The organism is Fulverythrobacter ferritrahens (genome assembly GCF_020539485.1).
Lineage (GTDB): Bacteria > Pseudomonadota > Alphaproteobacteria > Sphingomonadales > Sphingomonadaceae > Andeanibacterium > Andeanibacterium ferritrahens.
In genome coordinates this window covers 826,513-852,023 of record NZ_JACDXU010000002.1, presented here as the reverse complement: position 1 = coordinate 852,023, position 25,511 = coordinate 826,513, and the positions used below count along the sequence as shown (strand labels likewise).

19 protein-coding genes are annotated in these 25,511 nt (G+C 62.7%); 5 read left to right on the top strand and 14 right to left on the bottom strand.

The window, feature by feature from the left end:
• The first annotated feature begins 183 nt into the window (after nt 1-183).
• A complete protein-coding gene (locus H0274_RS12065; protein ID WP_226795683.1) occupies nt 184-561 on the top strand; it encodes a DUF6152 family protein in 378 nt (125 codons plus the stop codon).
• Between the two features lie 5 nt (nt 562-566).
• Nucleotides 567-1,352, top strand: coding sequence for a hypothetical protein (locus H0274_RS12060; protein ID WP_226795682.1), 786 nt, complete (start codon nt 567-569; stop codon nt 1,350-1,352).
• Nucleotides 1,353-1,542: 190 nt separating this feature from the next.
• Here H0274_RS12060 and H0274_RS12055 read toward each other — a convergent pair whose 3' ends face one another.
• The 8 genes from H0274_RS12055 to H0274_RS12020 form a co-directional block, all read right to left on the bottom strand.
• A complete protein-coding gene (locus H0274_RS12055) occupies nt 1,543-2,457 on the bottom strand; it encodes an ROK family protein (RefSeq protein ID WP_226795681.1) in 915 nt (304 codons plus the stop codon).
• A 2-nt stretch (nt 2,458-2,459) separates the two neighbouring features.
• Entirely contained in the window at nt 2,460-3,596 is a 1,137-nt protein-coding gene (locus H0274_RS12050) for a glycoside hydrolase family 68 protein (protein WP_226795680.1), read from the bottom strand.
• A gap of 210 nt (nt 3,597-3,806) precedes the next feature.
• A complete protein-coding gene (locus H0274_RS12045; RefSeq protein WP_319018250.1) occupies nt 3,807-4,808 on the bottom strand; it encodes a LacI family DNA-binding transcriptional regulator in 1,002 nt (333 codons plus the stop codon).
• A gap of 97 nt (nt 4,809-4,905) precedes the next feature.
• Nucleotides 4,906-6,192, bottom strand: a complete 1,287-nt coding sequence (locus H0274_RS12040; RefSeq protein WP_226795678.1) for an MFS transporter — start codon at nt 6,190-6,192, stop codon at nt 4,906-4,908.
• A gap of 280 nt (nt 6,193-6,472) precedes the next feature.
• Complete coding sequence (locus H0274_RS12035) at nt 6,473-8,227, bottom strand: tannase/feruloyl esterase family alpha/beta hydrolase (protein ID WP_226795677.1); 1,755 nt, start codon at nt 8,225-8,227, stop codon at nt 6,473-6,475.
• Between the two features lie 4 nt (nt 8,228-8,231).
• Nucleotides 8,232-10,469: a TonB-dependent receptor gene (locus tag H0274_RS12030; protein WP_226795676.1), complete on the bottom strand. Its 2,238-nt coding sequence runs from the start codon at nt 10,467-10,469 to the stop codon at nt 8,232-8,234.
• 244 nt (nt 10,470-10,713) lie between these two features.
• Entirely contained in the window at nt 10,714-11,790 is a 1,077-nt protein-coding gene (locus H0274_RS12025) for an alpha/beta hydrolase (RefSeq protein ID WP_226795675.1), read from the bottom strand.
• Nucleotides 11,777-12,793, bottom strand: a complete 1,017-nt coding sequence (locus H0274_RS12020; protein ID WP_226795674.1) for an alpha/beta hydrolase — start codon at nt 12,791-12,793, stop codon at nt 11,777-11,779. The genes H0274_RS12025 and H0274_RS12020 overlap by 14 nt, the downstream gene beginning before the upstream one ends.
• Before the next feature lie 236 nt (nt 12,794-13,029).
• On the opposite strand from H0274_RS12020, the gene H0274_RS15665 reads away from it, so the two are divergent.
• Complete coding sequence (locus H0274_RS15665; RefSeq protein ID WP_226795673.1) at nt 13,030-14,055, top strand: nuclear transport factor 2 family protein; 1,026 nt, start codon at nt 13,030-13,032, stop codon at nt 14,053-14,055.
• Nucleotides 14,056-14,353: 298 nt separating this feature from the next.
• Nucleotides 14,354-15,775 carry a FadR/GntR family transcriptional regulator gene (locus tag H0274_RS12010; RefSeq protein ID WP_226795672.1) on the top strand — a complete coding sequence of 474 codons (1,422 nt, stop codon included), beginning with the start codon at nt 14,354-14,356 and terminating at the stop codon, nt 15,773-15,775.
• A 167-nt stretch (nt 15,776-15,942) separates the two neighbouring features.
• Here H0274_RS12010 and H0274_RS12005 read toward each other — a convergent pair whose 3' ends face one another.
• The 3 genes from H0274_RS12005 to H0274_RS11995 all read right to left on the bottom strand — a co-directional run bounded on the left by H0274_RS12005 (nt 15,943) and on the right by H0274_RS11995 (nt 19,474).
• Nucleotides 15,943-17,331 (bottom strand): spinster family MFS transporter, encoded by a 1,389-nt coding sequence (locus H0274_RS12005; protein ID WP_226795671.1) that lies wholly within the window; start codon nt 17,329-17,331, stop codon nt 15,943-15,945.
• Between the two features lie 66 nt (nt 17,332-17,397).
• Complete coding sequence (locus H0274_RS12000; RefSeq protein WP_226795670.1) at nt 17,398-18,117, bottom strand: alpha/beta hydrolase; 720 nt, start codon at nt 18,115-18,117, stop codon at nt 17,398-17,400.
• Between the two features lie 157 nt (nt 18,118-18,274).
• Nucleotides 18,275-19,474 carry an LLM class flavin-dependent oxidoreductase gene (locus H0274_RS11995; protein WP_226795669.1) on the bottom strand — a complete coding sequence of 400 codons (1,200 nt, stop codon included), beginning with the start codon at nt 19,472-19,474 and terminating at the stop codon, nt 18,275-18,277.
• Nucleotides 19,475-19,555: 81 nt separating this feature from the next.
• Between H0274_RS11995 and H0274_RS11990 the strand changes: the two genes are divergently transcribed.
• Nucleotides 19,556-19,873 carry a YciI family protein gene (locus H0274_RS11990; RefSeq protein ID WP_226795668.1) on the top strand — a complete coding sequence of 106 codons (318 nt, stop codon included), beginning with the start codon at nt 19,556-19,558 and terminating at the stop codon, nt 19,871-19,873.
• A 44-nt stretch (nt 19,874-19,917) separates the two neighbouring features.
• Here H0274_RS11990 and H0274_RS11985 read toward each other — a convergent pair whose 3' ends face one another.
• From H0274_RS11985 to H0274_RS11975, 3 genes are all read right to left on the bottom strand, one after another.
• On the bottom strand, nt 19,918-20,724 hold the full coding sequence (locus H0274_RS11985; RefSeq protein ID WP_226795667.1) for a CmcJ/NvfI family oxidoreductase: 807 nt from the start codon (nt 20,722-20,724) through the stop codon (nt 19,918-19,920).
• Between the two features lie 121 nt (nt 20,725-20,845).
• Complete coding sequence (locus tag H0274_RS11980; protein WP_226795666.1) at nt 20,846-22,264, bottom strand: MFS transporter; 1,419 nt, start codon at nt 22,262-22,264, stop codon at nt 20,846-20,848.
• A gap of 87 nt (nt 22,265-22,351) precedes the next feature.
• Entirely contained in the window at nt 22,352-25,357 is a 3,006-nt protein-coding gene (locus H0274_RS11975) for a TonB-dependent receptor plug domain-containing protein (protein ID WP_226795665.1), read from the bottom strand.
• Nucleotides 25,358-25,511 lie beyond the last annotated feature (154 nt).

Genomic DNA, 25,511 nt, shown 5'->3' with positions numbered 1-25,511 from the left:
GCCGCGCTTCGCTCAAGACCGGAGACAAGATCTCCCTGCGCATGAACCCCTTGCGCGACGGCAAGAAGGGCGGCCTCTTCCTCGACCTCAAAAAGGCCGATGGAAAAGTGCTCGATTCAGGACTGCCGAAAAACGGTCAGCCTGTGAACGTGCCGCAGCTGTAACCATTCATCAGAGGCTACAATGAAAGCGATCATCAAATCCCTTCTCGCCCTCGCAGTGCTGGCACCGCTGCCGCTGGCCCCGGCTGCGGCCCATCACAGTTACGCGATGTTCGACATGAGCAAGACGGTGGAACTGAAAGCCACCGTTACCCGGTTCAAATGGCAGAACCCCCACGCCTTCATCGAGATCGATGTGCCAGTGAAAGGCCAGACCGAACGCTGGGCTATCGAAATGACGAGCCCCAACAATCTGCAGCAAAGCGGATGGAAGCGGACTTCGCTGAAGCCCGGGGACAAGGTCACTCTCTACATTCACCCGCTGCGCAATGGCAGCAAGGGCGGCAGCTATGTTGGCGTTCGCTTCCCCGATGGTTCCACGCTGGGCGAGGTGAAATAATCCCCATGCGACGAACCAGAAATATCCTGTTCGCCTGTGCGGCAACACTGGCGCTGGGGGGGCTGGCCCAGGCTCAATCAGGCGGATCTTCGCCGCCTGAAGGGCTGGTCGAAGGTCAGGGTGCCGGCTTTGCCCAAGGACATTATGCCGCGCTCGATGCCCTGCCTGACTGGGGCGGCGTGTGGTTCCTCAATCGCGGCGGGCCAGGCACGCAGCCAAAGCTCAAAGGCGAGTATCAGAGCAATTGGGACGCATGGAAGGCCGAAGTCGTAGCGAATAACGGGGTGGAGAAGCGCAACCGCTCCAATTGTTCGCCGCCGGGCATGCCCCGGATCATGCAACTCGCCCAATATCCCTATGAATTCATCTTCTCGCCGGGCCGGGTAACGATCAATCAGGAAGCCTGGATGCAGACCCGCACGATCTGGACCGACGGGCGCACCCATCCCCCGCTGGACGAACTCGACCCCACTTACATGGGCCATTCGATCGGCCATTGGGAAGGCGATACGCTTGTGGTGGACACCGTCGGCATCCTCGACATGCTGCCCTTCGCCAATGGCGCGCTCCATTCCGACAAGTTCCATGTCACCGAGCGAATTCACCTCAGTCCCGACAATCCGGATGTGCTGATGAATGAAATGGTGATGGAAGATCCGGAAGCCCTGGCCGAACCGTTCAAGGCCACCGCGACCTATCGGCGGGATCGCTATGGCGTCCTGTTCGAATTCCAGTGTAGCGAAAACAACCGCAATCCGGTCAGCCCGGATGGAGAAACCGTGTTCGAATAAATCCGCCACTTGCGGGAAGGCAGGCCCCGGCAGGAAGAGGGGCTGAGAAGCAGAATCTCAGCGATTGGCCCTCAAGCGCCTGCCGGGCTGAAACGCACAACGCACTCACCGAACGGCGCCGGTTTCGAACACCTCCCCGGAACCGGCGCCACCTGCGGAAGCTGGCGCGCGCCCGCCTTTGAGGTAATGCTCAGCAGGCTCCTGCTTCAGCGTTCTTTGCGGCAGTGATTGCCAGGGCGATAGCGCCCAGGGGCCCGGCCATATCGCCCAGTTCAGGCAGGCCAATAAGAATATCCGCCTTCTCCCGATCGAGAAATGGCAGATATGCTCCAGCGCGCGTCACGACGAGGTCCCGCGCAGCCCGGGTCAACCCCGCTCGCGCCATACCGATTCCGCCACCGACCAGCACTCTCTGCGCCGAAGTGGTGAACAGGATCGCGCTTACCAGCTCGGCGAGGTCCGACGCTATGTAGCTCCAGCGAGCGTCATCGTCGGGGATCAAAGCCGGATCTGCGCCAAACCTGCTCGCCAGAGCCGGCCCACTGATCAGGCCTTCGATGCAATCGCCGTGAAACGGGCAGCTCCCCTCAAAATCGTCCCCAGCGGCTCTTCTCAGGCGCAGATGCCCGATTTCGGGATGCATCGCCCCATGGACAGGGTGGCCACCGATCACCAGCCCTCCCCCCACGCCGGTTCCGATCGTGATGTAGCAAAGGCTGTCACAGCCCCGCCCCGCTCCCCAACGATATTCGGCCAGCGCAGCGCCATTTACGTCCGTATCGATCGCCCAGGGACAGCTCAGCCCCGCAGTCAGCACTCCCGCTACATCCGCACCCGACCAGCCCGGCTTGGGCGTATCCAGCATAGTGCCGAAGCGGGGTTGTGCAGCATCCAGTTGCATGGGCCCGAAAGAGGCGATTCCAAGGGCCTGAAAGCCCATGTCCCGTTCCCAGCGGCCAAGCTGCTGGCGAAGCGCGCCCAGTGTCTCCTCAGGAGAAAGTGTGGGAAGCCTCACGAGATCAACGATCTGGCGCCCCTGTGCCAGTAGGGCGACCGACTTCGTGCCACCCAGTTCGATCCCCGCGAAATAGCTGCCCCCCGCCATCGCTAGACCTTCAGCGATGCCGTCTGGCCATCCAGACGAAGGTGGAGGAGAGGGGCAAAGCTTGCCCCGAAACGGCGAATTCCGGAATCCGGCCCCTGCCCCCAATTATCGACGAAGCTGATCACGCTGAGGTCGGCCAGCACCAGCCAGCTATAGGCCTGGCCGGGAGCCTCGGGCGGATTGGCGAATACCAGTCCCGTGCCGTTAAGCGGCTGCCATCCCCCGTCAATCCGGTCCGACACCATGCCGTAGAGCCCCGTAGGGCCGACCGGTCCTGCTGGATCGAATACATGGGCTTGAGTGGACCAGAACAGGTAATAATGGCCGCCATGCATCAGCACATGCGGCCTCTCCAGCTCGTTATTCAGCCCATCCGCGCCAAGCAGAGGGGGCAGCAATGTCCAGTTGCCAGGCCTATCCGGCTCTGCCCGCGCCGCGCCGATCACACCGTTAAAGGCCTTGTCCGAACCAGCCAGAGAGGCTGCGAAGAACACGTAATCCGTTCCGCTTGCCGGATCGTGGAAATAGGCCGGATCGCGAAAGGCCTTGATCGTGCCGACTGAGCCGCTGCCGGCATCGCTGGCCATATACCACCGGGGATCGCGGCGAACGAACTCGTCCGGCCCCTGCCAGTCCTGCAACCGATAGGTACCGCTGGCGCCTGTAAGAACCGCCCGCGCGCGAAAGAGCCGCTGCGTAAAGGTGAGTTCCTCTTCTCCGCGCTTCCCGGTTGCCGTGAAGAAGACTGTCACGTTCCGCCTATCGGCATCAAGCACGGCCGATCCGGACCACTCGCGGCTGCCCGGAGTAAAGCCATCGGGAAAGAGGGGCCCCAGTGCGACCCAGCCCGCCGCATTGTGCTGGAAAAGGTGAATGCGGGCGAGGCCGTGGCGCTCGTCCGGATCGTCCCGATGAGGAGCTGCCAAAGCCATCCACAAGGTGTCGCCCTGCCCGATCAGGGCGGGATTACCCGCGCGATCCTGAAGTGGCCAGGCGTCCCAGATATCGACATCGGGAGAGATGCGCGAAAAATCAGTCTCTCCGATCAGGGGGGCGGTGTGGCGGACGTCATGCCGGATCGCGCTCACATGATCCCGCGTCCAGGCGACCATGCCTGCAGGAGCTTTTGACGCGGTCACGCGGCGTCCCGCCGCTGACGTATCGGATAAGGATCCACCCAATTCTCTCCGCCTCATATCCTGTTCGGGAAACAAGCCTGCGTTCGGTTGCTCGAGGAGAACATCCGCCCCATCCCTTCTTTGACTTCAGACCTGATAATTGCGCAATCGCCTTTGCGCAATCGATTGCATGAACTGGCAGACCATCATCAGTGCATAATTCCGCATTCGTCAGGTGGATGAGCGGACAATCAGTTCCGGATTGAGCACGACCGACCCCGTGGCCTTGCCCTCAATGCGCTTGAACAGGTTTTCGACCAGATGAGTTACCCCGCCCGAAATGTCCTGCCGGATCGTGGTCAACGGGGGAACGCTGGTCCTTGCCAGAGCCAGATCGTCATAACCGATCACCTTCACATCGTCGGGAACGGACAGCCCTCTGGCAGAAAGTACCTGGATCGCCGTGAGCGCGATCATGTCGGAGGCTGCGAAGAACCCGTCGGGCACCTTTTCGACATGATCGAGATAGCTGGCAATATCCTCTCCGCTCAATTCCGCCGCAAGATGAGTGGGGATTTCAAGCAGTTCCACGCCGCCTCCCGCTTCAGCCACGGCCGCGCGGGCACCTTCCAGACGAAGCGAAAGCTCGATGGCGCGGGGATTTCCAAGGAAGGCGATAGTGCGGCAGCCTCTTTCGATCAGATGCCGGGTAGCAAGCCGTCCGCCGAGATAATTGTCGGTTCCCACGGAACAATGGACCTGCCCCTGCACAAAGGCACCCCACGCCACCATCGGCAGGAAATGGCTGGCCGCAGCATCCAGCACTTTGGACTGGTCCGACTGCCCGATCACGATGAAGCCATCGACGCGATCCGCATCGATCATCTTCTGCAACCAGTTGTCCCGGTCGGGAATGACGCGCGAAAGCACCAGATCGAAGCCGCGTTCGGTCAGTTCATCGGCAAGGGCGCCGATCAGGGTCATGAAGAACGGATCGGAAATATGCTGCCCGCGTTCGTGCCCCAGGGGAATCACCACCCCGATTGCCCCGCGCCGCCGCGTGCGAAGATTGCGGGCGATGGAACTGGGGCTGAAGCCATGTTCTTCCGCCAGCTTGCGGATACGCTCCGCAGTTTTGGCGCTGACCACTTGCTTGCCGGCCAGGGCGCGCGAAACGGTTGCCGGAGAAACCCCCGCCAGTTCGGCAAGATCGTAGATCGTGCGGACCTTCACAGCCAAGCTTCATTCCTCTTTCAGGCGGAGCGAAGCTGAGCCCTTCGACGCCGACTTTCTCATGCGCCCCGCGCCGCAATCAATCAAGGGCGTGTGCCTATGCAGCCGGGCGGGGCACGGTCTGGGGCGGTGCAGGAACCGGGGCGCCGCCACCATAGTCCTGTTCGTTACGGCGCGCGAGCCGATCAGCGACAGGCTGGCGGAAGAGATTCCACAGGCAGAGGATCGCCAGCAATGTCGCAAATGCACCACCCAGCGCCATGCTGTAGTCGCTCGTGCCCATCAGGTCACCCACCGCCCCCATCGCCAGCGGGGCAGCTACCGCACCAACGCAAGTGAAGAACAGCAGGAAGCCCGCAATGGAACCGTGGCGGCTCTTTTCGAAGCAGCTTATGCCGGTGGAATTGATCGTCGGATAAAGTACGGACATGAACAGGCCCGTGGCAGGCAAGGCAAAGACCGCGACCGGCCGCCCCCCCGCTGTAGCGATCCAGAACAACACAGCCATTGCGCAACTGCAGATCGCCAGCACCATGGTCCAGTCCATGCGGGCGAGCAGCCACGCGCCAAGGAAGCGGCCCACCGCCCGCAAGGCGAAGAATATCGCCACAACGAAGGCCGCCAGCGCCGCATTGGGGCCGTCATATCCGGCGAAATAGGTGGGGGCCCAGACATAGATCGCCGCTTCCGCCGCCACATAAAGCATGAGCATCAGGGCAAAGAACAGGGCATAGGGATCCCCCAGCATACGCGCCGCGTCCCGTGGGTCCGCCTTTTCTTCATCGCTCGTCTGCGGGCGGGGAAAAGGCGCCAGGATCGTTCCCAGGATCAGCAGACCGCACAGGGCGGCGGCAATCAGATAGAGCCATTTCCAGCTCGTTCCGTTCTCCAGCAACAGGCTGACCAACGCCGGCCCCACGATTGCCCCGACCGCGAAGAAGGCCTCCACCAGATTCATGTTGGCTGCATGCTCTCGCGTGGAGGCCGAAATGTCTCCGATCAGAGCCAGCGCGCCCGCCTTGAAGATGCCGATCCCCAGCCCCGAAACAAACAGCAACACCACGAACAGCCCGAAACTGTTCCCTGCCGCGAACAGGGCAGAGGTTACGCAGAACAGCACCAGCCCCATTAGGATCGATCCCCTGCGTCCGATCCGATCAGCCAGGAAGCCCAGCAGGATCGCCGCGATGCCGATGCCCGACATGGATGCGTAATGGAAAGATCCGGCCGCCGTCATGCCCAGCCGGAATTCGCGGATCACATCGGGAATGATCGTGCCGACCGAATCCGTCGTCATCGCAAAGGTGGCGAACATCATGAAGATCAACAGCTTGAGAAAACGCGCGGACTTGTCCGACGGGTTCTGGCTTGCCGCTGTCATCATCTGCTCTCCATTTTGCCCTGGCGCGGGATGAGCAGCTGACACAGGCCGGGCCTGTGCCGCATTATCCCGTCCCTCTGCCCTATTCTTATCCGTACAAGCCCATGGACGATCTGCGTCGCCTGCCATGAACGCAGGTTTCTAGCATGGCAGCGGGGCTTGGCAATCGATTGCAAATTTACCCGCAAAACTTGCCTGCGAAAGAGGCGGACGAGGTTCCTTCCATCCTCGCCCGCCCCGCTGGTCAACCTGCCCGGGTCTGGGAGGGCCCCGGGACAGGTATTCAGAGACGGCACTCCATCGCGGCGGCTCCGCCATCCTTCCCGCGATCGCCAACCGGCCGCGCAACCATCGGATAGGGGCAGAGCACGCCCTGCTTGCCCGGCCATGGCGACATGGGGCCAGCGCGCGCCTCGATCCTGTCCGGGGCCTCACCCTGTTCCACCCAACGCACCACAGCACCGAAGGCATCGAACTGGTCGGTCGCCGGTCCACCCTGGCAATGGCCCATCCCCGGCACCGGGAACACCCGCGCGAAGGAGGCAGCCGAACCCGAATAGCGGGCATTCGCCTCTTCCCACCACGCAAGCGTATCGTTCACCGAAAAGACCGGATCGGAAACGCCGTGCGGCACAATCAGCTTGCCCCCGCGCGCACGGAACCCGTCCAGATTGCTCGACCGGGCGGAGATGTCCTGCCAGGCCGAACGCGCGAAGGGCGATTGGACCAGATCGATCCCCGCCGGATCGCGATCGAAATCATAGTTCAGCGCATAGGCCAGATAGGCCTCGGGACTGGCGCCCAGGGCGCGCGGCGGAGTGCTGAATACCGACGCCAGCGAAGGCATGCCCATGGCGATGTTGATCGCTGGGCTGGAACCATCGGGCATGCCTGCCATCCAGATGCGCCAGCCCATGTCCCCCCAGCCCGCATCCCACGGGAAACCGGGATAGATCTGCTTGCCATCGCTTGACCGCGCGCCGCCATGGACCTGCTCCAGCGCGGCAATCTGGCCTGCGGACAGGCACCCGTCCTGCTTGCCCGCCTTGCACTGGCGAGCCTTCAGGGCCGGAACGACGCGGGCGGAAGTGCATTTGCGGAAATCGCCCACAATCCCGTCGGCCATTCCGTCATTCGCATCGCAGACGCCCGCCACGGTCTGACTGACCAATTGCAGGTCAGCCATGGAGAAACTGCGCGCGATGGAGACAATCGTCACCGGCTCCCCCCGCTCCTTTGCCACCGAAGCGAAGGCCTGCGTATTCCACGCCTCTGCAATGGCTGCGCGCGGAAGGGAAAAGCCCGGTGCGCCGGCCACGATCCCGTCGAACAGATCGGGATATTGCTGGGCCAGCGCCATGCCTTCCTGTCCGCCCTTGGAACAGCCCACGAAATAGCTGTAGCGCGGCTTTGCCCCATAATAGCTACCGATGGCGGCCTTGGCGGCAGAGGCGGTTTTCTCCAGCGAGTCCCCGCCATAATCGGCTCGCGCCTGCGGATCGAACCCGAAGGCCGAGGCGCCATTGCGCTCCGCCACACTGTTGCGCGCATTGTCATGCCCGGAATCCTGCGAAAGCACGGCATAGCCTTGCGCCAGCGCAGGATCGGCCCCGCCCTGCAGCCGCCCCACGGCATCGCCCAACTCGCCATTGGTGCCGCCGCCGCCCTGCATGAAGAAGCGGCCGTTCCACTGGTCCGGCAGGCGCAGATGGAAACGGATGGCATAATCCTGCCCGTCCACGCCCTTGCGTTCCTGCATCACGCCGGTCAGCTCGCAATGCGCGGGCAATTGCACTGGCGGGAAGGCCATGCCCGGAGGGCCCGGAGGCGAAGGAGCAACGCCTGCCTCGTGATAGACCGCCGTCGCCACCCTTGTGTCCGACAGCGGCCATTTCACCGCCAGCGACTTGCCCAAAGCCTCGCACCTTTGCGGCGATCCCGCATTTGCCACTTCCGTCCTGCCCGGCGCCGAAGCGCCGACACAGGAGGAAAGGAGGATTGCGATTACCGAAAGACCGGCCGCATGGCGTGTCTGCATTGTTCTAGAACCTCACCGAAGCGCGAACACCGAATTCCCTGGGCGCGCCATAGAATTCATTATTGCCCGATTGGCCGCTGACATATTTCTTATTGGTCAGATTGGTGGCGTAGCCTTCAAGCTCCCAATCCTTGTACCGGAGCGTGACCTGGGCAGAAAGCAGCCCACGGCCTTCGAGATAATCGAGTTGGGGGTTGTAGAACAGATTGGTCCAGCGCGGCCCGACATAGGCATAGTTAAGGCGCGGCATGATCGAGACATCCTCCTTCACCCATGCTTCGTACTGAATGCCGACATTGTAGGACCATTTGGGCGAGAACAGGTTGGGCCCGCCGCCGCCAACGCCGATATAATCCGTGTAATCGAAACAGGTGCCCGGTGGCGAAGAGGGCAGGCACTGAGGCAGTCGCACAGGCGCGGGCGGGAGGTTGCGCACGTCCACCAGAGTGATCTCGTCCAGCGAGGAATCGACATAGGCCACGCCGCCATCCACGCTCAGCCCGTCGATCTTGGCCTGCATCTGGAATTCCAGGCCCTTGATATTGGCGCTGGCAATGTTGGTGACGCCGCTCTGCCCGGTGGTGATGTCCAGCGCGTCGAACTGGAAATCGCTGTAATCCATGTAGAAGGCGCCCAGCTGGGTGCGGATGTGATTATCCAGGAAGGCCCCCTTCCAGCCGAATTCGTAATCCATCACGGTTTCAGGCCCGAATTCGGATGTCGCATTGTTCGCGCCGCCAGGCTTGTAGCCTCTTGCCGCGAAGACATAGAGCAGGTGGTCGTCATTGACGTTCCAGTTGAGCGCGACCTTGCCGGTCATGCGCCCATCCTCATGGCTGCCCGCCAGATCGGCCACGTTCAGCCCGTCAGGCCCGAAGACCGGCCCTTCCGAACCGATATTCACATAGCCCGTGCTGTCCACCTTGTAGTGCGAATAACGCGCGCCGACCTGCAGTTCCAGATTGGGCATGATCTTGTAGCCAAGCTGGGCGAACACGCCGAGCGTCAGCTTGTCCTGATAATTGCGGATCTTGGTGGGATCGCCCACGATGTCGCCGGAACGACCGTCGATGATCACATCGATCTTGTTCTTCTGGTAATAGCCACCGAGGATCCAGTTGAACCTGCCATCGGTGGGCGAGATGATGTTGACTTCCTGCGTCCATTCCCGCTCCCGCACGAACTGGTCCTGCACCTGCGATGCGAACACATCCGGGATGCCGTCTGGCGGGGTGCTGGTATCGACATTGGTGAAGGCACCGTCGGAATCGTACAGATTGTTGATCCGCTTGTTGGTGTAACCGGTGAGCGAGCGGAGTACGATGCCGCCCTCCAGCTCGTAACGCAGTTCGAGGCTGGAATTGAACGCCCGCTCGTGATTGAGCGTCGGGGCGTTATAGGTCAGCTCGCGGAAATCGTCCTGCCTGTCCCCGTCGAAATCCGTGCCTTCGATGGGCCTATAGGCATATCCGCCCGTATTCTTGTCGATCCATTCGACCTTGGCGAGCGCGCGGAAATTGTCCGGCTGGAACAGCACGCCGATGCGCCCGGCCTGCTCGTCCAGACTGTCGGGCGTATTATGGAACGGGCCGATGTCGGTATAATAGCTGTCGCGCCAGCGGGTGGTGCCCGCCACGCGCACGGCCAGAATATCGCTGACGGGCAGGTTCAGGGCCCCCTCGGCACCCACGGCATTGTAGCTGCCGTAATATCCCTTGGCATAGCCTTTCACCCGGTCCGTGCTGGGGTTCTGGGTATTGATGAAGATCGCCCCGCCCGTGGAATTGGAGCCCACCAGCGTGCCTTGCGGCCCGCGCAGCACTTCGATCGAGGCAATGTCGTAGAAGCTGGAGGAAGTGAGGATCGGCGGCTGGAAAATACCGTCGATATAGGTGGCCACGCCATTGGCGACTGCGGGCGATCCGCTGGCAATGCCGATGCCGCGCAGATTGACCGACTGAGTCAGCCCCTGATCGGTAATCGAGACGGAAGGCGCGGCGAACTGGAGATCGGCCAGCGTGCGCACGGCCTTGTCTTCCAGCTGATCGCCCGTGATCGCGGTGGCCGCAATCGGCACATCCTGCAAATTTTCCTCGCGGCGCTGAGCCGTAACGATGATGTCCGGGGGAGCCGCTTTCTCGCCCTCGCGTGACGTTGCCACCTGCCCCCAGGCCGGGGCAGCCATGCTCGCGCCCATCGCCAGTGCGGCAGCCGACAGACGCACCAAATCTCTGGTCCTCATAACATCCTCCCTTGTGGTGCGAGCATCACGTGCTCGTTCTGGGTGAAGTCGATAAGCAAAATTTCAATCGATTGCAATACAGCGACGCCAGACGTCTCCCGGAAATTACTTATAGTCTTCAGCTATTTATTAGCGGGCTAATATTATCCGCTTTGGATGAGGCGCGCTTCAATCGTTCACAGACATGCCAACGGCCCGACAATCATTGCCGGACCGCCGTCGATATGCAGAGATTTTCGTTAAATCAGCCCGTTGCAATGGGTTGCATTCCAAATGCCCGACGAAGGGCGGCAAACTTGGCAGCCGTGAATTTGCGGGCAGGCCCGGTATCCGATGCGACCTGGTCAAAACCATGGAACGCCCCGGGAACCACCAGCAATTCGGTCGGCACTCCGGCCTCGGTCAGCCGCCGGGCATATTCGATGTCTTCGCTGACAAACAGGTCCACCCCGCCCACACCGATGAAGGCAGGAGCCAAGCCGGCGAGATTCTCCAGCCGCGCAGGCACGCCTACCGCCGGGACGCTGTTCGAGCCCGGCTCGACGCCCAGGAAGCTCTCCCAGCCGAAGCGATTGGCCGGGGCATCCCAGCCTACCACGCCGATATAGGGCGGAAGCTGGCGAGTGCTGCCCGTCCGGTCATCCAGCATGGGATAGATCAGCGCCTGCAGCACCAATGGCACCTCGCCCCGGTCCCGCGCGGTAATCGCCAGCAAGGCCGCGTGCCCGCCCCCGGCGCTTTCGCCCATCAGCGCGATCTTGCTGTGATCGACGCCCAGCATGTCGGCATTGCGATACAGCCAGAGCAGACCGGCGTAATTGTCCTCCATCGAAGCGGAATAGCGCGCTTCGGGCGCCAGCCGGTATTCGACGCTCACGATCACGCAATCCAGCTGCCGCGCCGTCTCCTGCAGATGGCGTGCCTCCGATTTGGCGGACCCCAGAATATAGCCGCCGCCATGGGTATGAAGGATGCCCGGTCGCTTCTCCCCGTCACGCTGGTTTACCACATAGACGGTCACTTCGGGCAGACTGCCGCTCGCCGGTACGCGCACCTCGCGCACGGGAATGTCCGGCAGCCGGGGAGCCGCCGGCGTATTCGCGCGAAGTTGGGCAAGATGCTGGGCATCGATGCCGCCCATCTGGCTCGTCATGGCCAGAATCTGCTTCGCAGCGGGCCGCAGTTCCGGATCGACATGCGCCAATGCAGCGGCATGGGGATCCCCGCCAGCGGCCAGGGCAAGCCCCCCTTGCAGCACGATCCCCGCACCGGCGGCCAACCCTGCCAGGCGGACGAAGTCCCGTCGATTAATGTCCATCATGTCCTTCTCCCCTTGGTGCTATCAGTTTCTTGGCTTCGTGCCGCTCCAGCCAGCGTGTGTAGAGTTCGCTCCATTGGCTGACGGGCAGATCGGGCCGGCCCAGGCCAAAGCCATGCCCGCCTTCCTCGAACAGATGCGCCTCCACCGGTCGCCCAGCGCCGCGCAGCGCCTTGAGCATGCGCAGGCTATTCTCCACCGGCACTGCCGGATCATCCAGCGCATGCATCAGGAAGGTGGGCGGCGTGTCCGGGCCGACATGAAGATCGGGCGAACGCTTCGCTACCAGCGCGGGCGAAGGATTCTCTCCCAGCAGCCGCAGCGAGCTTTCCGCATGGCCCACGCCCGGCTCATGCCCGATCACCGGGTAAATCAGCCCTACCGTGGAAGGCTGGGCGCTCAGGGCGTCAGCGCCATCCACCGGATCATAGACCCTTTCCGCGAAACCCGTGGCGAGCGAGGCGGCCAGATGGCCCCCGGCTGAAAAACCGATAATATGCAGACTGTCAGGCCCGATGCCGAACTGGGCGGCCCGGCTGCGGATCAGCCGCACCGCGCGCTGGGCATCCTGCAACGGCACATCTTCCCGATGATGCCAGCCCTCACCCGGCAGGCGATAGACCAGCACGAACACCGTATATCCCCGCGCCGTCAGCACTTGCGCCAGATCGACACCTTCATTGGCGATGGATACAAAAGTGTAAGCCCCGCCCGGTATCGACAGGACAGCGCGCCCGTTGGGCCGATCCGGGCGGAATACCCGCAATTCGGGCATGGCCACATTGGTGATGAAATTCGCGATTGCGTCAGCTGGCGGCGGGTTTGGCACGAAGCCGCCCGCAGGTGGCTGGCCGGGCCAGAGCGGGATCGACGGGGCCGTTGCCCAGCGGCTCATCGTCTCCGCGCTTGCCCGCTGGGCAAATGCGGGCTTTGCCCCTGCCAGCGCCAACAGGCCCGCCGATGCGAGCAACAGAGTGCGCCGTTCCAATGCCGCAAATCCTGCCATTATCTCTCCCCGTCGCCTGCCCGCGCTAGTGCCCCCGGGCGGCTGTCCTCCTCACGCACGCCCTTGAATGCAGGCCGGCGAATTACCCGAAGGCTGACAAACATCACAATCGATTGCAAGAGCAAAGCGAATTTAGCCCCGCCAATGAAACGATAGGCCTATTTTAGCATCGCGATTGCCCTTATGGTCACCTTGAAAAGCTCCGGTAACAAGGGAGCAAAAGGGGAAGGATCGGCGTGATCAGGGCATTGCGCGTCAGTGCGGCTGCGGCCTGCGTGCAACTTCTTGCATGCGGAACGACAGGGCTGGAAGCCGCGCCTGCCCGGCCGGGCGGGGAATCGCTGGCGCCGCAACCCTCGCCAATGCGTCCGGGAGAGGTGACCGCTCATCCCGCCCCCCTCGCCCTGCTGGAGGATGAGAACCCCGTCCTTGCCGCCAACAAGCGGCTGGTGTTCGATATGTGGCGCAGCATCGTCAATGCAGGCCATGTCGAACTAGCCGACACGATGCTGCAGGAATTCTATATCCAGCACAGCCCGATCCTCCCCACCGGCCGCGCGGCATTCAAGGCGATCTTTTCCGCCATCCCGCGCCGGGATATTCCGGCAGTCGTCTCTCCTTCGCTGGTGACGATCCTGGGTGAAGGCGATCTGGTGGTGATGGCCCTGCGCGAAGAACTGCCGGAGCCGAGCGGCCAGGGAAGCTACTCCACCGTCCACTTCAACCTGTTCCGCGTGGAAGACCGGCGGCTGGCCGAACACTGGCATTCCGTGCAGGATGCCCCCGGCGCGAATGTATTGCCGCCGGATCAGGGCGGCCCCCAACGGGTGACTGGCCTGTCCGGCCCCGCGCAGCTCAAACTGCTGGAGGATGCGGATCCAAGGCTCGCCGCCAACAAAAGGCTGGTGTTCGACGCATGGCGCCAGTTCCCCAATGCCGACAAGAGGCACCTGACCGGCACCTATTTTGCGCCGGACTTCATCGAGCATGATCCTGATGCAGCGGCGGGCGCCCGGCTGGCCGCAGAGGTTCGGGCAGTTCCACCGGCTCAGCCCTATCTGCAAGACCCTGTCGTTGCCATGGTGGCTCAAGGCGATCTGGTGGTGCTCGTCACGGCAAGGGAGCATCCCCATCCTGCACGACCGGGGGAGACCTATACCACCACCTGGTTCGACATGTTCCGCATCGCGGACGGCAAGATCGCCGAGCATTGGAACTGCGCGATCAAACCGGGCACGCCGCAGCCGAAATATGGCGATTGATGGCAATGCGCAGCCCATCCCGCCTTGCCTCTTCCACGCCTGTGCCCACACTGGAAAAATCGCACCCGCCCCCGGCAATCATCGGCCGCACAGGGCGCGATATTCGGGCAAAAACCGGAACTTATCGACCGATCAGGCGTATCATATCGGGTTTTCGCAAGAGGATGCCTCCGGATGTCAGCCTGGGCGCAAATACCGTTTTCATGATCGGCTGGGCGAGCATGGTCTCCGATGCCCGGCCTCTCCGGCTGGAGCGCATGAACGTGGCAGCAATGGCACCATCTGCGGCGAGATACGGATGAACGCCGCCGAACGCATCTACACCGCCTCCACACGGGAGGGCGAAACAGCGGCAAGAATGGCGGAGATTCTGGCTCGCCGCATAGAAGACGACATTGCATCCCTCAGGCCGCCGCCGGGCGACGCACTTGGCAGCCTGCGCGATCTTGCCAAGCGCTATAGCGTGGGCCGGGCAGTAATCCGCGAGGCGATCGGCCTGCTGGAACGGCGCGGCCTTGGCAGCCTGAGGCCCGGCCCGAGCGGCGGTTTCATCGTGAAGATGCCGCAAGTGGACGCCATCGGGGAGGAACTGGCGGACCATTTCCGCGCCGTGGGGATCACCCTGTCGCAACTGCTGGACGCGCGCGAAGCGGTGGACCTGATGATCGTGCGGCTGGCGGCGCAGGCCCGGCCCGGCTCGATGGCGCTGGGCAGGCTCGAACTGGCTACCGATGCGGACGATATTCACGGCCATCTCGCCCTGCGCAGCGAGTTGGCGCGGCTGACGCGCGAACCGGCGGTGATGCCCTTCGTCAAATGCCTCAATGCCCTGACGATGGATTTTGCGGCCGGCAATCCCGAAGCCAGCGATTATCCCGCCAGCGTTCAACTCGCCACGGCAGAACTGCGCCGCGCGCTGGCCCAGGGCGATGGCGATGGTGCGGCGGCCACATTCGGCAGGCTGCACGGCGATCTGTTCCGGCTGCTGCGCCAGCCCGACAATGTGGCCGAGCCGCATGTGGAAGAAACCGCCCGGACCAGCGACGAACGCACTCTGGCAGCGCTGGTGGCGCGTCGGCTGGCGAGCGACATCATGCAGAATGGCCGGGCCGGCCAGCGGCTCGGTTCCGAATGGGATCTGTGCGAACGCTTCAGCGTCAGCCGGCTCACCCTGCGGCAGGCAATCCGCCTGTTGCAGGATAGCGGGCTGGTGGAATGCCGCCGGGGACGCGGCAACGGGCTGGTTGTCCGCAACAGCCGCATGACCGGCACGATCCGCCTGCTTCTGGCCTATCTCATCGGGCAGCAGATGGATGTCCGCTCTGCCGGGACGATCCTGTTCCAGCTCAATTGCTTCATGCCCGCACTGGCCGTCAGCCGCGCCGATGCGGAACAGCGGGCGAAGCTGGAAGAGCTGCTGTTGCGGGTTGAACAAGGCGACGTGCTGGAACGCTTTGACCTGCTCAATTTCGTTCACTTCGTATCGCGCGTGGCGGACAATCCGGTGATCGACCTCTTTTCGCGCTGCCTCGCCGCCTATGAGGCGCGCTTCCACCCCTTCCTGGCCGAGCGCCTGCCGGTGACATTGCAGGCCAGCTATTTCCGCCTGATGCGGCAACTGCTCGATCAGGCGGGATCCGGCACGGGCATGGACCTCGCGCGCATGAAGGAAGAGGCTGCGCGCGTCATGCTGGAAATGAGCCGCAGCCGGCCGATTTAATCCGGCTCGGCCTTCCTCCTTACCTCCATCACCCGTTCGTCCTGAGCTTGTCGAAGGACACGGGAAACCGTCAGCCCCACGCGCCCTTATTGTGCAGGCGCTGGCGCGCGTCCTTCGACAAGCTCAGGACGAACGGGGTGGAGGGACCGGTAGAGCCTGCCTGCCCCCTATTCCCCGCTCGGCCGAGCGTAGAGATCCCGCTCAAAAGTGCGGGCAGCCAGCACATAATGCAGCGCGGCCCAGGCGAATATGCCCAGCACGCTGATCAGCGCGTAGCGCAGGCCATCGCTCGATGCCACGAGACATGCCGCGTCCAGCGCAGTGCCCATGCCGTCCATGCCGCGGCCGCCGGGGCAGCTCGCGAGGAAATCGGTGCCCTTGAACAGGCCCACCGCAAACTTGTCGCTCAATATGCCCGTTACCGTCGGCCCCAGCCCCGCGCCGAGGATGCCGATGACCAGCGCGGTGATGGCAGATGTGGTGGCCCGCATCCTTGGCCCCGCCATATTCTGCATCGCCGCCATGGAGGGGGCCATGAAGGTCGCCAGGGTGAGATTTCCGAAGAAGATGAAGGCCAGCGAGATATAGATCGCATGGCTCATGAAGGCGCCGAAATAGATCGGGATACACACCAGCATGGCGATGGCCGGGCCCCACAGAGCCCAGCGCAGATCGCGCTTGCCCAGCGCATCGAAGCCGAAGCCGCCCAGCAACATGCCCAGCCCGTTGGAGAAGAAGCTGACCACCCCGAACATCACACCCATGGTCGCCAGCGGCACGGCGAAGCCGCGCAGATAGAAGGGCAGCACGAAATTGGCGATGGCGTTCATGGTGAAGCTGGCAATCACGAAACCGGCCAGCAGGTGCCGGAAGGTCGGCTTGCCGAACAGATAACGCAGCACATCCATCAGCGATGGTGCAGGCTCCGCCACCGCCCGCGCCGTCCCATCGGCCAGGCCGCGCGGCGGCTCGCGCAGGGTGATGGCCACCAGCAGCGCCACCAGCAGCCCCGGTAGCCCCATCATGTAGAAGGCCGCCCGCCAGCCCCATTCGCTCGCCACGATCCCGCCGAAGGATTGCCCGAGGAGGAAGCCCAGCGGAGAGCCGAGCAGGATCAGCGAGAAGATGGAGGCGCGGCGGCTTGGCTGGAAATGGTCGGACACCAGCGAATTGGTGATCGGCTGCGCCCCCGCCTCGCCAATGCCCACGCCGATCCGGCCCAGCAGCATGGTCGCGAAATTGGTGGCGAAGCCGCAGGCGACGGTCATGGCGGACCATGCGGCAACACAGGCGGCGAGCAGCCGGGTGCGCGTGACGCGTTCCGCCATCATGCCCAGCGGAATGCCGAGGATCGAATAGAGGATGGCGAAACCCAGCCCCTGCAACAGGCCGAGATCCGTATCGGTAAGGTGCAGATCTTCCTTTATCGGCTGGGCCAGCACCGCAAGGATGGCCCGGTCGGCAAAGTTGAAGATGCTGACCAGCAGCAGCACGAAAACCAGCCACCGCTTGTAGCCGCCGGAAAGTAACGGGTGCTCCCCGTTGTCCTTCGCCATCCGATTTCTTCCCCCGATATGGCCCCGCTGCCGCGCGGGGCTCTGTTCTTTCCAGATAGGCCTGCCTCAGGGCAGTGCGGATTCGATCATATCCGCAGTCTCTTTTGCTGCCACATGCTGAAGATCATGCGTGAAGGGCATTTCCTCCACGCGCCAGTCCGGTCGCTCGCGCAGCTTCGCCGCGACGGGGCCGAAGGTGTCGTTCTGATAGCCGGTGGCAATCACATAGGTCTTCTGCGCAATCAGCTCGCGCGCGCCGGAAAGGCGGGCCTTCTCGCTGAAGCAATAGACCGATTGCGGGGTGCGCCGCTCCTCATAGGCCGCGCGTGCTTCCGGCGTCATATGGGCGTTGAAGCCCACTGCATTCATCCGGGGCGGCGGGACCAGATATTCCTCACCCTCCGGCGGCAGGTGCGGCGGGCCGGGGACCAGATCGTTCAGGCTCTGGCCGTCTTCGGGATAGAAGGCATCGAGATAGAGGATCGACTGGATGATTCCTTCCGGCACCAGTTCAGTCGCCACGGACACGGGCATCCCCCCGTAGGAATGGCCGACCAGCAGGATATTCTCCAGCTGCTCATATTTGATGACATTGGCGATGTCCTGCGCATGGAGCGACAGGTTCACCGCCGGGCTGGTCAGATGCGCGCGTTCGCCCAGCCCCGTCAGCGTGGGCGTGAACACATAATGCCCGCGATCGCGCAGATCGTCCGCGACAGTGCGCCAGCGCCAGCCGCCCACCCAGGCGCCCGGGACGATGACGATCGTTGCGCGCTTTCGTGCCATTATTCCTTCTCCCTTATCGCGCTTCATCCGGGGGCCATGCAGCGATTACCGCCGGGTTCCGGGTGCGCCTTCAGGTCCATATGAATCGCGGACCCGTTGAAAATAGTGCTCTCAATTCCGGCCCCGCCCCAAGCGGGAACAATGGGGCCGGAAGGGATCAGGCCGCGCTCAGCGCCTCTTCCGCGAAGGGGACGGCCGTGACCTTGTGCGCCTGGAGGCGGGGGAGCACTTCGCTGCCGATGCGGCGGATCTGGTTGAGGAACATCTCCTTCGGCATGGGCCCGCGGTTGCAGACCAGCAGGACGTTATCTGCGCCTGCCTCGTTACATTCGGCGATGATCCGTTCCACCACTTCATCCGCCGTGCCGATGGGCATGTGCTCTGCGGCGGCGCGAACGGATTCCATGGTCCATTCGTTGAAGATGGAATCGTCCTGCGCCAGCGTGCCCTTGGTGCCTTCACGCAGATGCTCGAAGGCGGTGGAGCTGTAATATTTGGTCTTGGCCACATCCTTCTGGAACACCTGATCGTAGATCAGCAGCGTGTTGAAGAGATACATCAGATAGGGGCCATATTCCTCGATGGCCTGGGCCTTGGAATCCGCGACATAGCAATCGACCATGATGCTGATCTTCTGCGGCGTGACCTTATGGCCATGCTCGGCCGAGCATTTCTGGAAGTAGCGCAAAGTATCCTGCCGCATCTGGCCGGGGAAGACGCCCGGCGTGATCGCGGCATCGTTGCGGGCGGCCCATTCGATGGTTTCCTTCGATCCGGTCAGCGGCACCCACAGCGGCGGATAGGGCTTCTGCACCGGGCGCGGCCAGATCGACACGTCATTGTAGTTGAAGTGCTTGCCGGCAAAGTCGAAGCGATCCTCCGTCCATGCCTTGCGCATCACCTCGTAAGCTTCCTCGAACCGGCTGCGCGATTCATCCAGCGGCACGTTGAAAATCTTGTATTCGCGCGGCGCGCCCCGGCCCACGCCGTTGATCAGGCGGCCATTGGAAAGGCAATCCAGCATCGCCAGTTCTTCCGCCAGACGCAGCGGCTCGTGGATCGGCAGCAGATTGGCATAGATCAGGATCTTCATCCGCTGGGTCAGCCGCGCGATGGCGGCGGCGATCAGGTTCGGCGAATTGCCCAGGCCATAGGGCGTGGCGTGATGTTCATTGATCGCAAGGCCATCAAAACCCTGCTTTTCCATCTCGACCCAGGCGTCCAGATGCTCGGTATAAGTATCGACAGCCACCTGCGGATTGAAATGCTTGGCACCCAGACGCGGCAGTTCACCATTGACGCGGAACTTGTCAATGTTCTCCCCATAGGCAAGCCAGTCAAAGATGAATACCTGCATAATATTTCTCCCAATAATTACTTGCCTTATTAAGAACAGGAATTATCAAATTTACCTATTCCCAGAGGCAGGAGCTATGAAATGAAAAAGACGTTTGCCGCCATCGTGAAGAGGACCGAAGCCTGGGATCATTCCCGCGAAGCGCACGAACAGGATGGATTTGCCGATCACGCCGCCTTTGTCGCCGGGCTGGAAGCGGACAACTTCATCGCCATGGCCGGACTTATGGAGCCCAGCACCGATGTATTGTTCATCTTCTGGGCCGACAGTGAAGAGGAAGTGCGCCAGCGCATGGCGCAGGACCCGTGGCAGCAGGATGGCCACGCCAGGCTCGTGCGGGTGGAGGAAGTCGGCTTCCGCATCGGCGCGCCGCAGGCACCCCGGCCCAGGGATGACTGAGGGCCACCCCGCATACCCGTTCCGGTCAATGGCGGCCAAGGCCGTCATTGATCGAACAGGGCGATAGTGCGCACTTCAAAGCTCTCGCGCTTGGGCGCGTCCGGCGGCGAAGTGGGATCGACGATCGCGGTATGGCCGCTCATGTGCCAGAGCGGATCGGCCGTGTCGAACAGGCGGAAAACCAGCGCCTCATCCGGCTGCATGTCCGGATAATAATACCACTCGTGCTTGGGATTATAGGCCATGTTCAGGCCGCCCGGCGTCTTGGGCGTCACCGGGTCATCCGTCTTGCCCAGGCGGACGAGCATGAAGTCCCCCTTTTCCACGCTGCGCGCATCGCACACTGCCAGCGGACTGTTGGCGACCGGCTTCGTGCCGCGCCAGACATTCACATTCATCAGGCGCTTGCCGGAAATATCGCCCCATTCAGGACGCATGCGTGCCGCCCAGTCGCGCACTGCCTGTTCGTTGAAATCGACATGGGCGCTCAGCGCCGGACCGCCACCCAGATCGCCCTCGCCGCCCCGCAGAATGCCCATGAAGGCAAAGGCGTCGCTGGCGCCGGTCATCTCCTTCACCAGCCGCTCCACCTCGGGATAATAGCGGCGCTCGAAATCTTCCTTGTCGGCAAAATCGACATCGACCGGGTGCTTCACCAGCGTGAAGCCATGCGTTGCGAAGGCGATGTTTGCCAGCCGGGCATTGCGCACACGGAAATCATGATCCTCCATGCCGAAGGAATATTGCCCGTTGCGCTCGATATAGCCGCCATCCGCCGTACGGTCGGAATAGCGCACGAAAGTATCGATATATTCGCGATCGAGCGTGTCACTCGCAGCCGCATGGTCCACTGGCTCTCTCCATCACCTCCGGAAAGGCCGCCCGGCTTCCGGATTTTCTTGTGTCCGACAGTGCTGGGCACGGCCGCCTGAAAATAGTGCCGACATTGGCCGGGTGCGGCAAACGCCCCGGTCAGACGGCCTGCCCCGCAGCCCGCATCGCCAGGATACGTTCGCGATAGGCCTTCACGCCCAGCCAATAGACCAGCGCGCTGGTGGGGAAGGTCAGCACGGCCGAAGTCAGGATCGAATAGCGCAGCAGCGCCGGATCGCCGAAAACATGCTCCGTCAGGAAGGCGAACAATGTGGGCCCGATGCTGCCGCCCGCCGCCAGCATGATGAACAGATAGATCGCGGTCACCCGCCCGCGCATTTCGTTGGGCGTGACGATCTGCAACGCCGTGTTCAGCGATGGCGCGGCCACCAGCATGAAGGCCGGGCCGATGGCGTTGAAGATCAGCGCCAGCCAGGGCGAAGGCATCATCGGCGCCGCGATCATGAAGGGGGCCGCCGCCGTGATCCCCATGGCCATTACGCGCATGTTGGTGTCGGCATGGCCGCGCTTGTGAAACAACTCGTTCACCCAGATCGCGCCCATCAGGGCGGGGCCCGCCAGTACCAGCGTGAGGAGCCCGGAATAGGAACCGAAGGTGGACGGCTCCCAGCCATAGGTCCGGGCGAAGAAGGCCGCGATCCAGTTGCCCATGCCCATCATGTGGATCGAAGTGAGCGAAAGGCCCAGGAACATCGGCCCGTAAAGGCGCCAGTTGCGCAGCAGATAGGCCAGCACCTCCATCAGGCTGGCGTCCTTCGCCTCCATTCCCATTACCGTCGAAAGCCGGGCCGAGCGGCGCGGCGGTTCGGAAATGCTCATTACCAACAGCGTCACCGGCAGGCCGATCAGGCCGGTGATGATGAACACCATCTGCCAGTCGCTCACCGTGCCGAGCAGCGGCACTTTCATCACCGGTGTCCTTGCGAAAAGCTGGATCAGGAAAGCGCCCAGCAACAGCGACAGCGCCCCGCCCCCCTGCAACCCGACATTGTAGATCGCAATGCCGCGCGGCAGCTTGTTGGGCGGGAAATAATCGGCCAGCAGCGAATAGGATAGCGGGCCGTTGATCGATTCCCCCGCCCCGATGCCGAAACGCGCGGCGAAGAACTGCCAGAAATTGCCCGCAAACCCGCAGACTGCCGTAGCCGCGCTCCAGACCATGATCGAACCGGCGAGCAGCCATTTGCGATTATAGCGATCCGCGAGCCGCGCCGCCGGGATGCCGATCAGCGCGTAGAAGACCACACCCGCAAAGCCCAGCAGATAGCCCATCTGCATGTCGGTGAGTTGAAGGTCGCGCTTGATCGCTTCCACCAGCAAGGTCGTGACGCCATTGTTCAGCGTGGCGCACATCTGTGCGACCGCCAGCACGCCGGCGGCGAAATAGGCCTGCCCGATGGAGGGCATGGAGCGGCTGCCCGCATGTTCGGCAATAGTCACTGCTGCGCCCCCTGCCCGGCCCGCAACACCTGCCTGCTCGACTGCGACATCGGCCATCCGGCCACTCCCTGTTCCATATATCGTCTATAAAAAGGCCTCTGCCGGGCGCCGATTCCGGGCGCCCGGCAGAGGCTGGGAGGATCGTCAGAACTTCTTGCCGATCTGGACCTGGATCACGCGGCCCAGCGGGCTGGCGAAGGTCGGGTCGAATCGCAGCGCGCTGCCTGCAAGACCGGCCTGGTTCACCACCAGCGGCGGATCGGTGTTGAAGACATTCTGCACGCTGAGCATCAGGGTGAAGTCATTGGCCAGCCACGATCCCTGATCGCCGGTATCGAGGCCCAGTGTCAGGTCCACGGTCGTGTTGGAATCGATCTTCGCGTAAGAGGCCGATACGCCAACCGGCAGCTGGCCGGGGTCCATCTCATAGGAATTGGCGTAATTCACATAGGCCCCGGCGCTGATGCGGCCGATCCCGGTATCCTTGCCCCAGCGGGCATAGCCGCGCGCGCGGAACTGCTGCGGATAGCCGAAGACGTTCACCTGATCCGTCAGCGGCGCACCGTCGATAGGGGCAACCTTCCAGTGAAGGACATAAGTGGCAAGGCCGCCGATGTCCCATTGGCCGATGCCGCTGTCGAAGCTGTAATTGGCGGTGAAATCCAGCCCGTCGGCAGCGGTGGTCCCGGCATTGATGCGGCGGCCATTGACCAGCGCCAGCGCCTTGTCGGGAGTGGTGGCGACGCCGAACAGACCGCCGCGCTCCCCGCCCGAATTGAAGCACTGGATCATCGCATCGTAAACGGCCTGCGTATTCGCCTGCTGCCCGATGGCGGCAGAGCAGCCCGGCTTCGTCGGGTCGAGCGTGGCCGTGTTGCCGAAGAAGGCAATCGGATTGTTCGCCGCCAGTGCGGGGAAGATCGCCGGATTATAGATGATCTGCGAATTGTAGATCCCGCGATTGATCGCCGAGATGGTGCCCACATTATAGGCTGGCGCGTTGATCTGGCCTTCGTAGGTCGTATGCCAGTATTTCACCGAGGCGGTCAGGCCCGGCACGCTGCTGGGCTGCCACTGCGCGCCGAAGGAATAGGTTTCGGAGGTTTCGGGCTTGAGATTGCCATTGGCGCCGCCGATGGTCTGGTAAATCGCCGCCTGGGCCAGGCCCGGCACCTGACAGGCCGCGCAGATCGAAGGCGAGATCTGGCCACCCGACACGATCGTGGAGAGCGCGCTGGTCTGCGAATAGGGATCGTTATCGCCCAATCCGGGGGCATGGAACGAAGTGCCGTAGCTACCGAACAGCTTCAGGCTATCCGTCGGCCACCAGTTGATCCCGAAACGGGGATTGGTAGTGCCGCCCGCATCGCTGTAATCGTCATACCGCAGGGCCGCCGTCAGTTCGAGCTTGTCGATGAAAGACACGCCCATGTCGGAACTGACGAGCGGCACATACAATTCGCCATAGACCGATTTCACATCGCGCCGATTGAGGCGATTGGTGCCGAAATTATTCTCGTTAAGCAGGCTGCCCTTGTAATATTCTGCGCCGATGGCCGCCTTCAGATCCCCGCCGGGAAGCGCGAAGAGCGTGCCGCTGGCGTTCACGGCATAATCTTCCATCTCATAGCGAGTATGGTTCTGCAGCGTGATCGTGGTGGCCAGCATGGCCTTGGCGGTGGCATCGTCCGTGCAGTCGAATTTGCTGGAATCGCAGAAGAAGTTGAAGCTGCCGAGCCCAATCGGCAAGGTCGTGCCGCCCAGCTGCGTGGCAGTGGCATCCTCGTCCTGCGTGCCGGCATAGGCGGTCAGCGTCACTGTCCAGTCGAAGGGCAGAGTGAACTCCGCACCGCCGCCGTAGGTATAGCCTTCCGTATTGCCGGTCCGCTGCGGCGGCCCGACATCGTAGACGGTGCTATAGGCCACTTCGAGATAGCCCGCACCGCAGGCCGCCACCAGTTCGGCCGGGCCCGTCACGATCCCGCCTGCATAATGGCTGGGGTTGCACGGGCTGTAGGGATTGGTGTTCGGCACCTTGGGCAGCATGCCCATCGGGAAGGTCAGCGCCCGGTTGGCCGTGGGAGAAGCCGGGCCGTTGAGCAGGACGTGGCGCTTCACATAATAGCCATCCCCGAACACCCGCAGCCAGTCCGTGAGGTTCTGTTCGAAATTCACGGCAACGCGATCGGCCTGCATCTCGGGGATGACGCCGATATTGGTCCAGGTGTTCTGGCGGTTGGGGCTGGCCGGATTGCCGAGATCTGCCAGAGTCAGCTTCTCGCCATTCTGCCCGGCGGGAATGGCGTAATATTTGCCGCCGACGAAGATATTGCCGGGCGAGGCGTAGATCGGCGAAGGCTGGCCGCCATAGGGCGAGAGATCGTCATTATAGAGATCCGGCCGTTTGGAGGCCATGAACATGTCCTGGTCCGAATGCTGGTAGGACACGATGATCCCGCCTTCCAGCGCGGTGCCTTCACCCCAGCGCACACCGCCCACGCCGGTGATGTAATAGGAATTCTGATCGCCCTCATTGGTGCCGTAGCCCGCATAGACTTCCAGCGTATCCTCCGGCTTGCGCAGGATATAGTTCACCGTGCCGGCAATGGCATCCGCACCGTAAAGCGCCGAACCGCCATCTTCCACCACATCGATCCGCTGGAGGATCTGCGCAGGCAGATTGTCGCCATCAAAGGCGTTCATATTGCCGCCTTCATAGGGCACGCGGTGCCCGTTCATCAGGCTGAGCGTGGCGCCATAGCCGAAGCCGCGAATATTGGGCGACTTGTTGAAATTGAACGAGCTGAGCGTGCTGCCCTGCTGGGACTGGCCGCCCGTATAGGCATTGCCGCCGCCGATCTGGAGGATCGAAGGGACCGTGTTGAGCACATCCGCCGTGCTGGTGAGGCCCGTGGCGAGAATATCCTCCGTGCCGAGCTGGACGAGGTCCGAGCCGACCGGGGCGACGCCCTGAATGCGCGTGCCGGTGACGATGATCGTATTGCTGCCGGACTGGGATGCATCCGCCTCGGCATCGGCTTCCTGCGCGAAGGCCGGGACCGACAGCCCTAGAACGGCGGCGCCGCTCAGCAGGGCCAGAACGCGCACGCTGCGTCCAAAATGCGATTCACTTTTCGTGGTAACAGACATCTTTGGGCCTCCCCCGGACTGGCCTGTGCGGCCTTGTCTTTCCTCTTTGCACCGCGCCTTCCGGCGCGCTGCCACCGGCGCTTTTTCGCGCCTGCTTTTCTGCGTGGTGGGAATGTGCGCCCTTCGCGCATGGTGAAAATAGTGCCGTCAATTA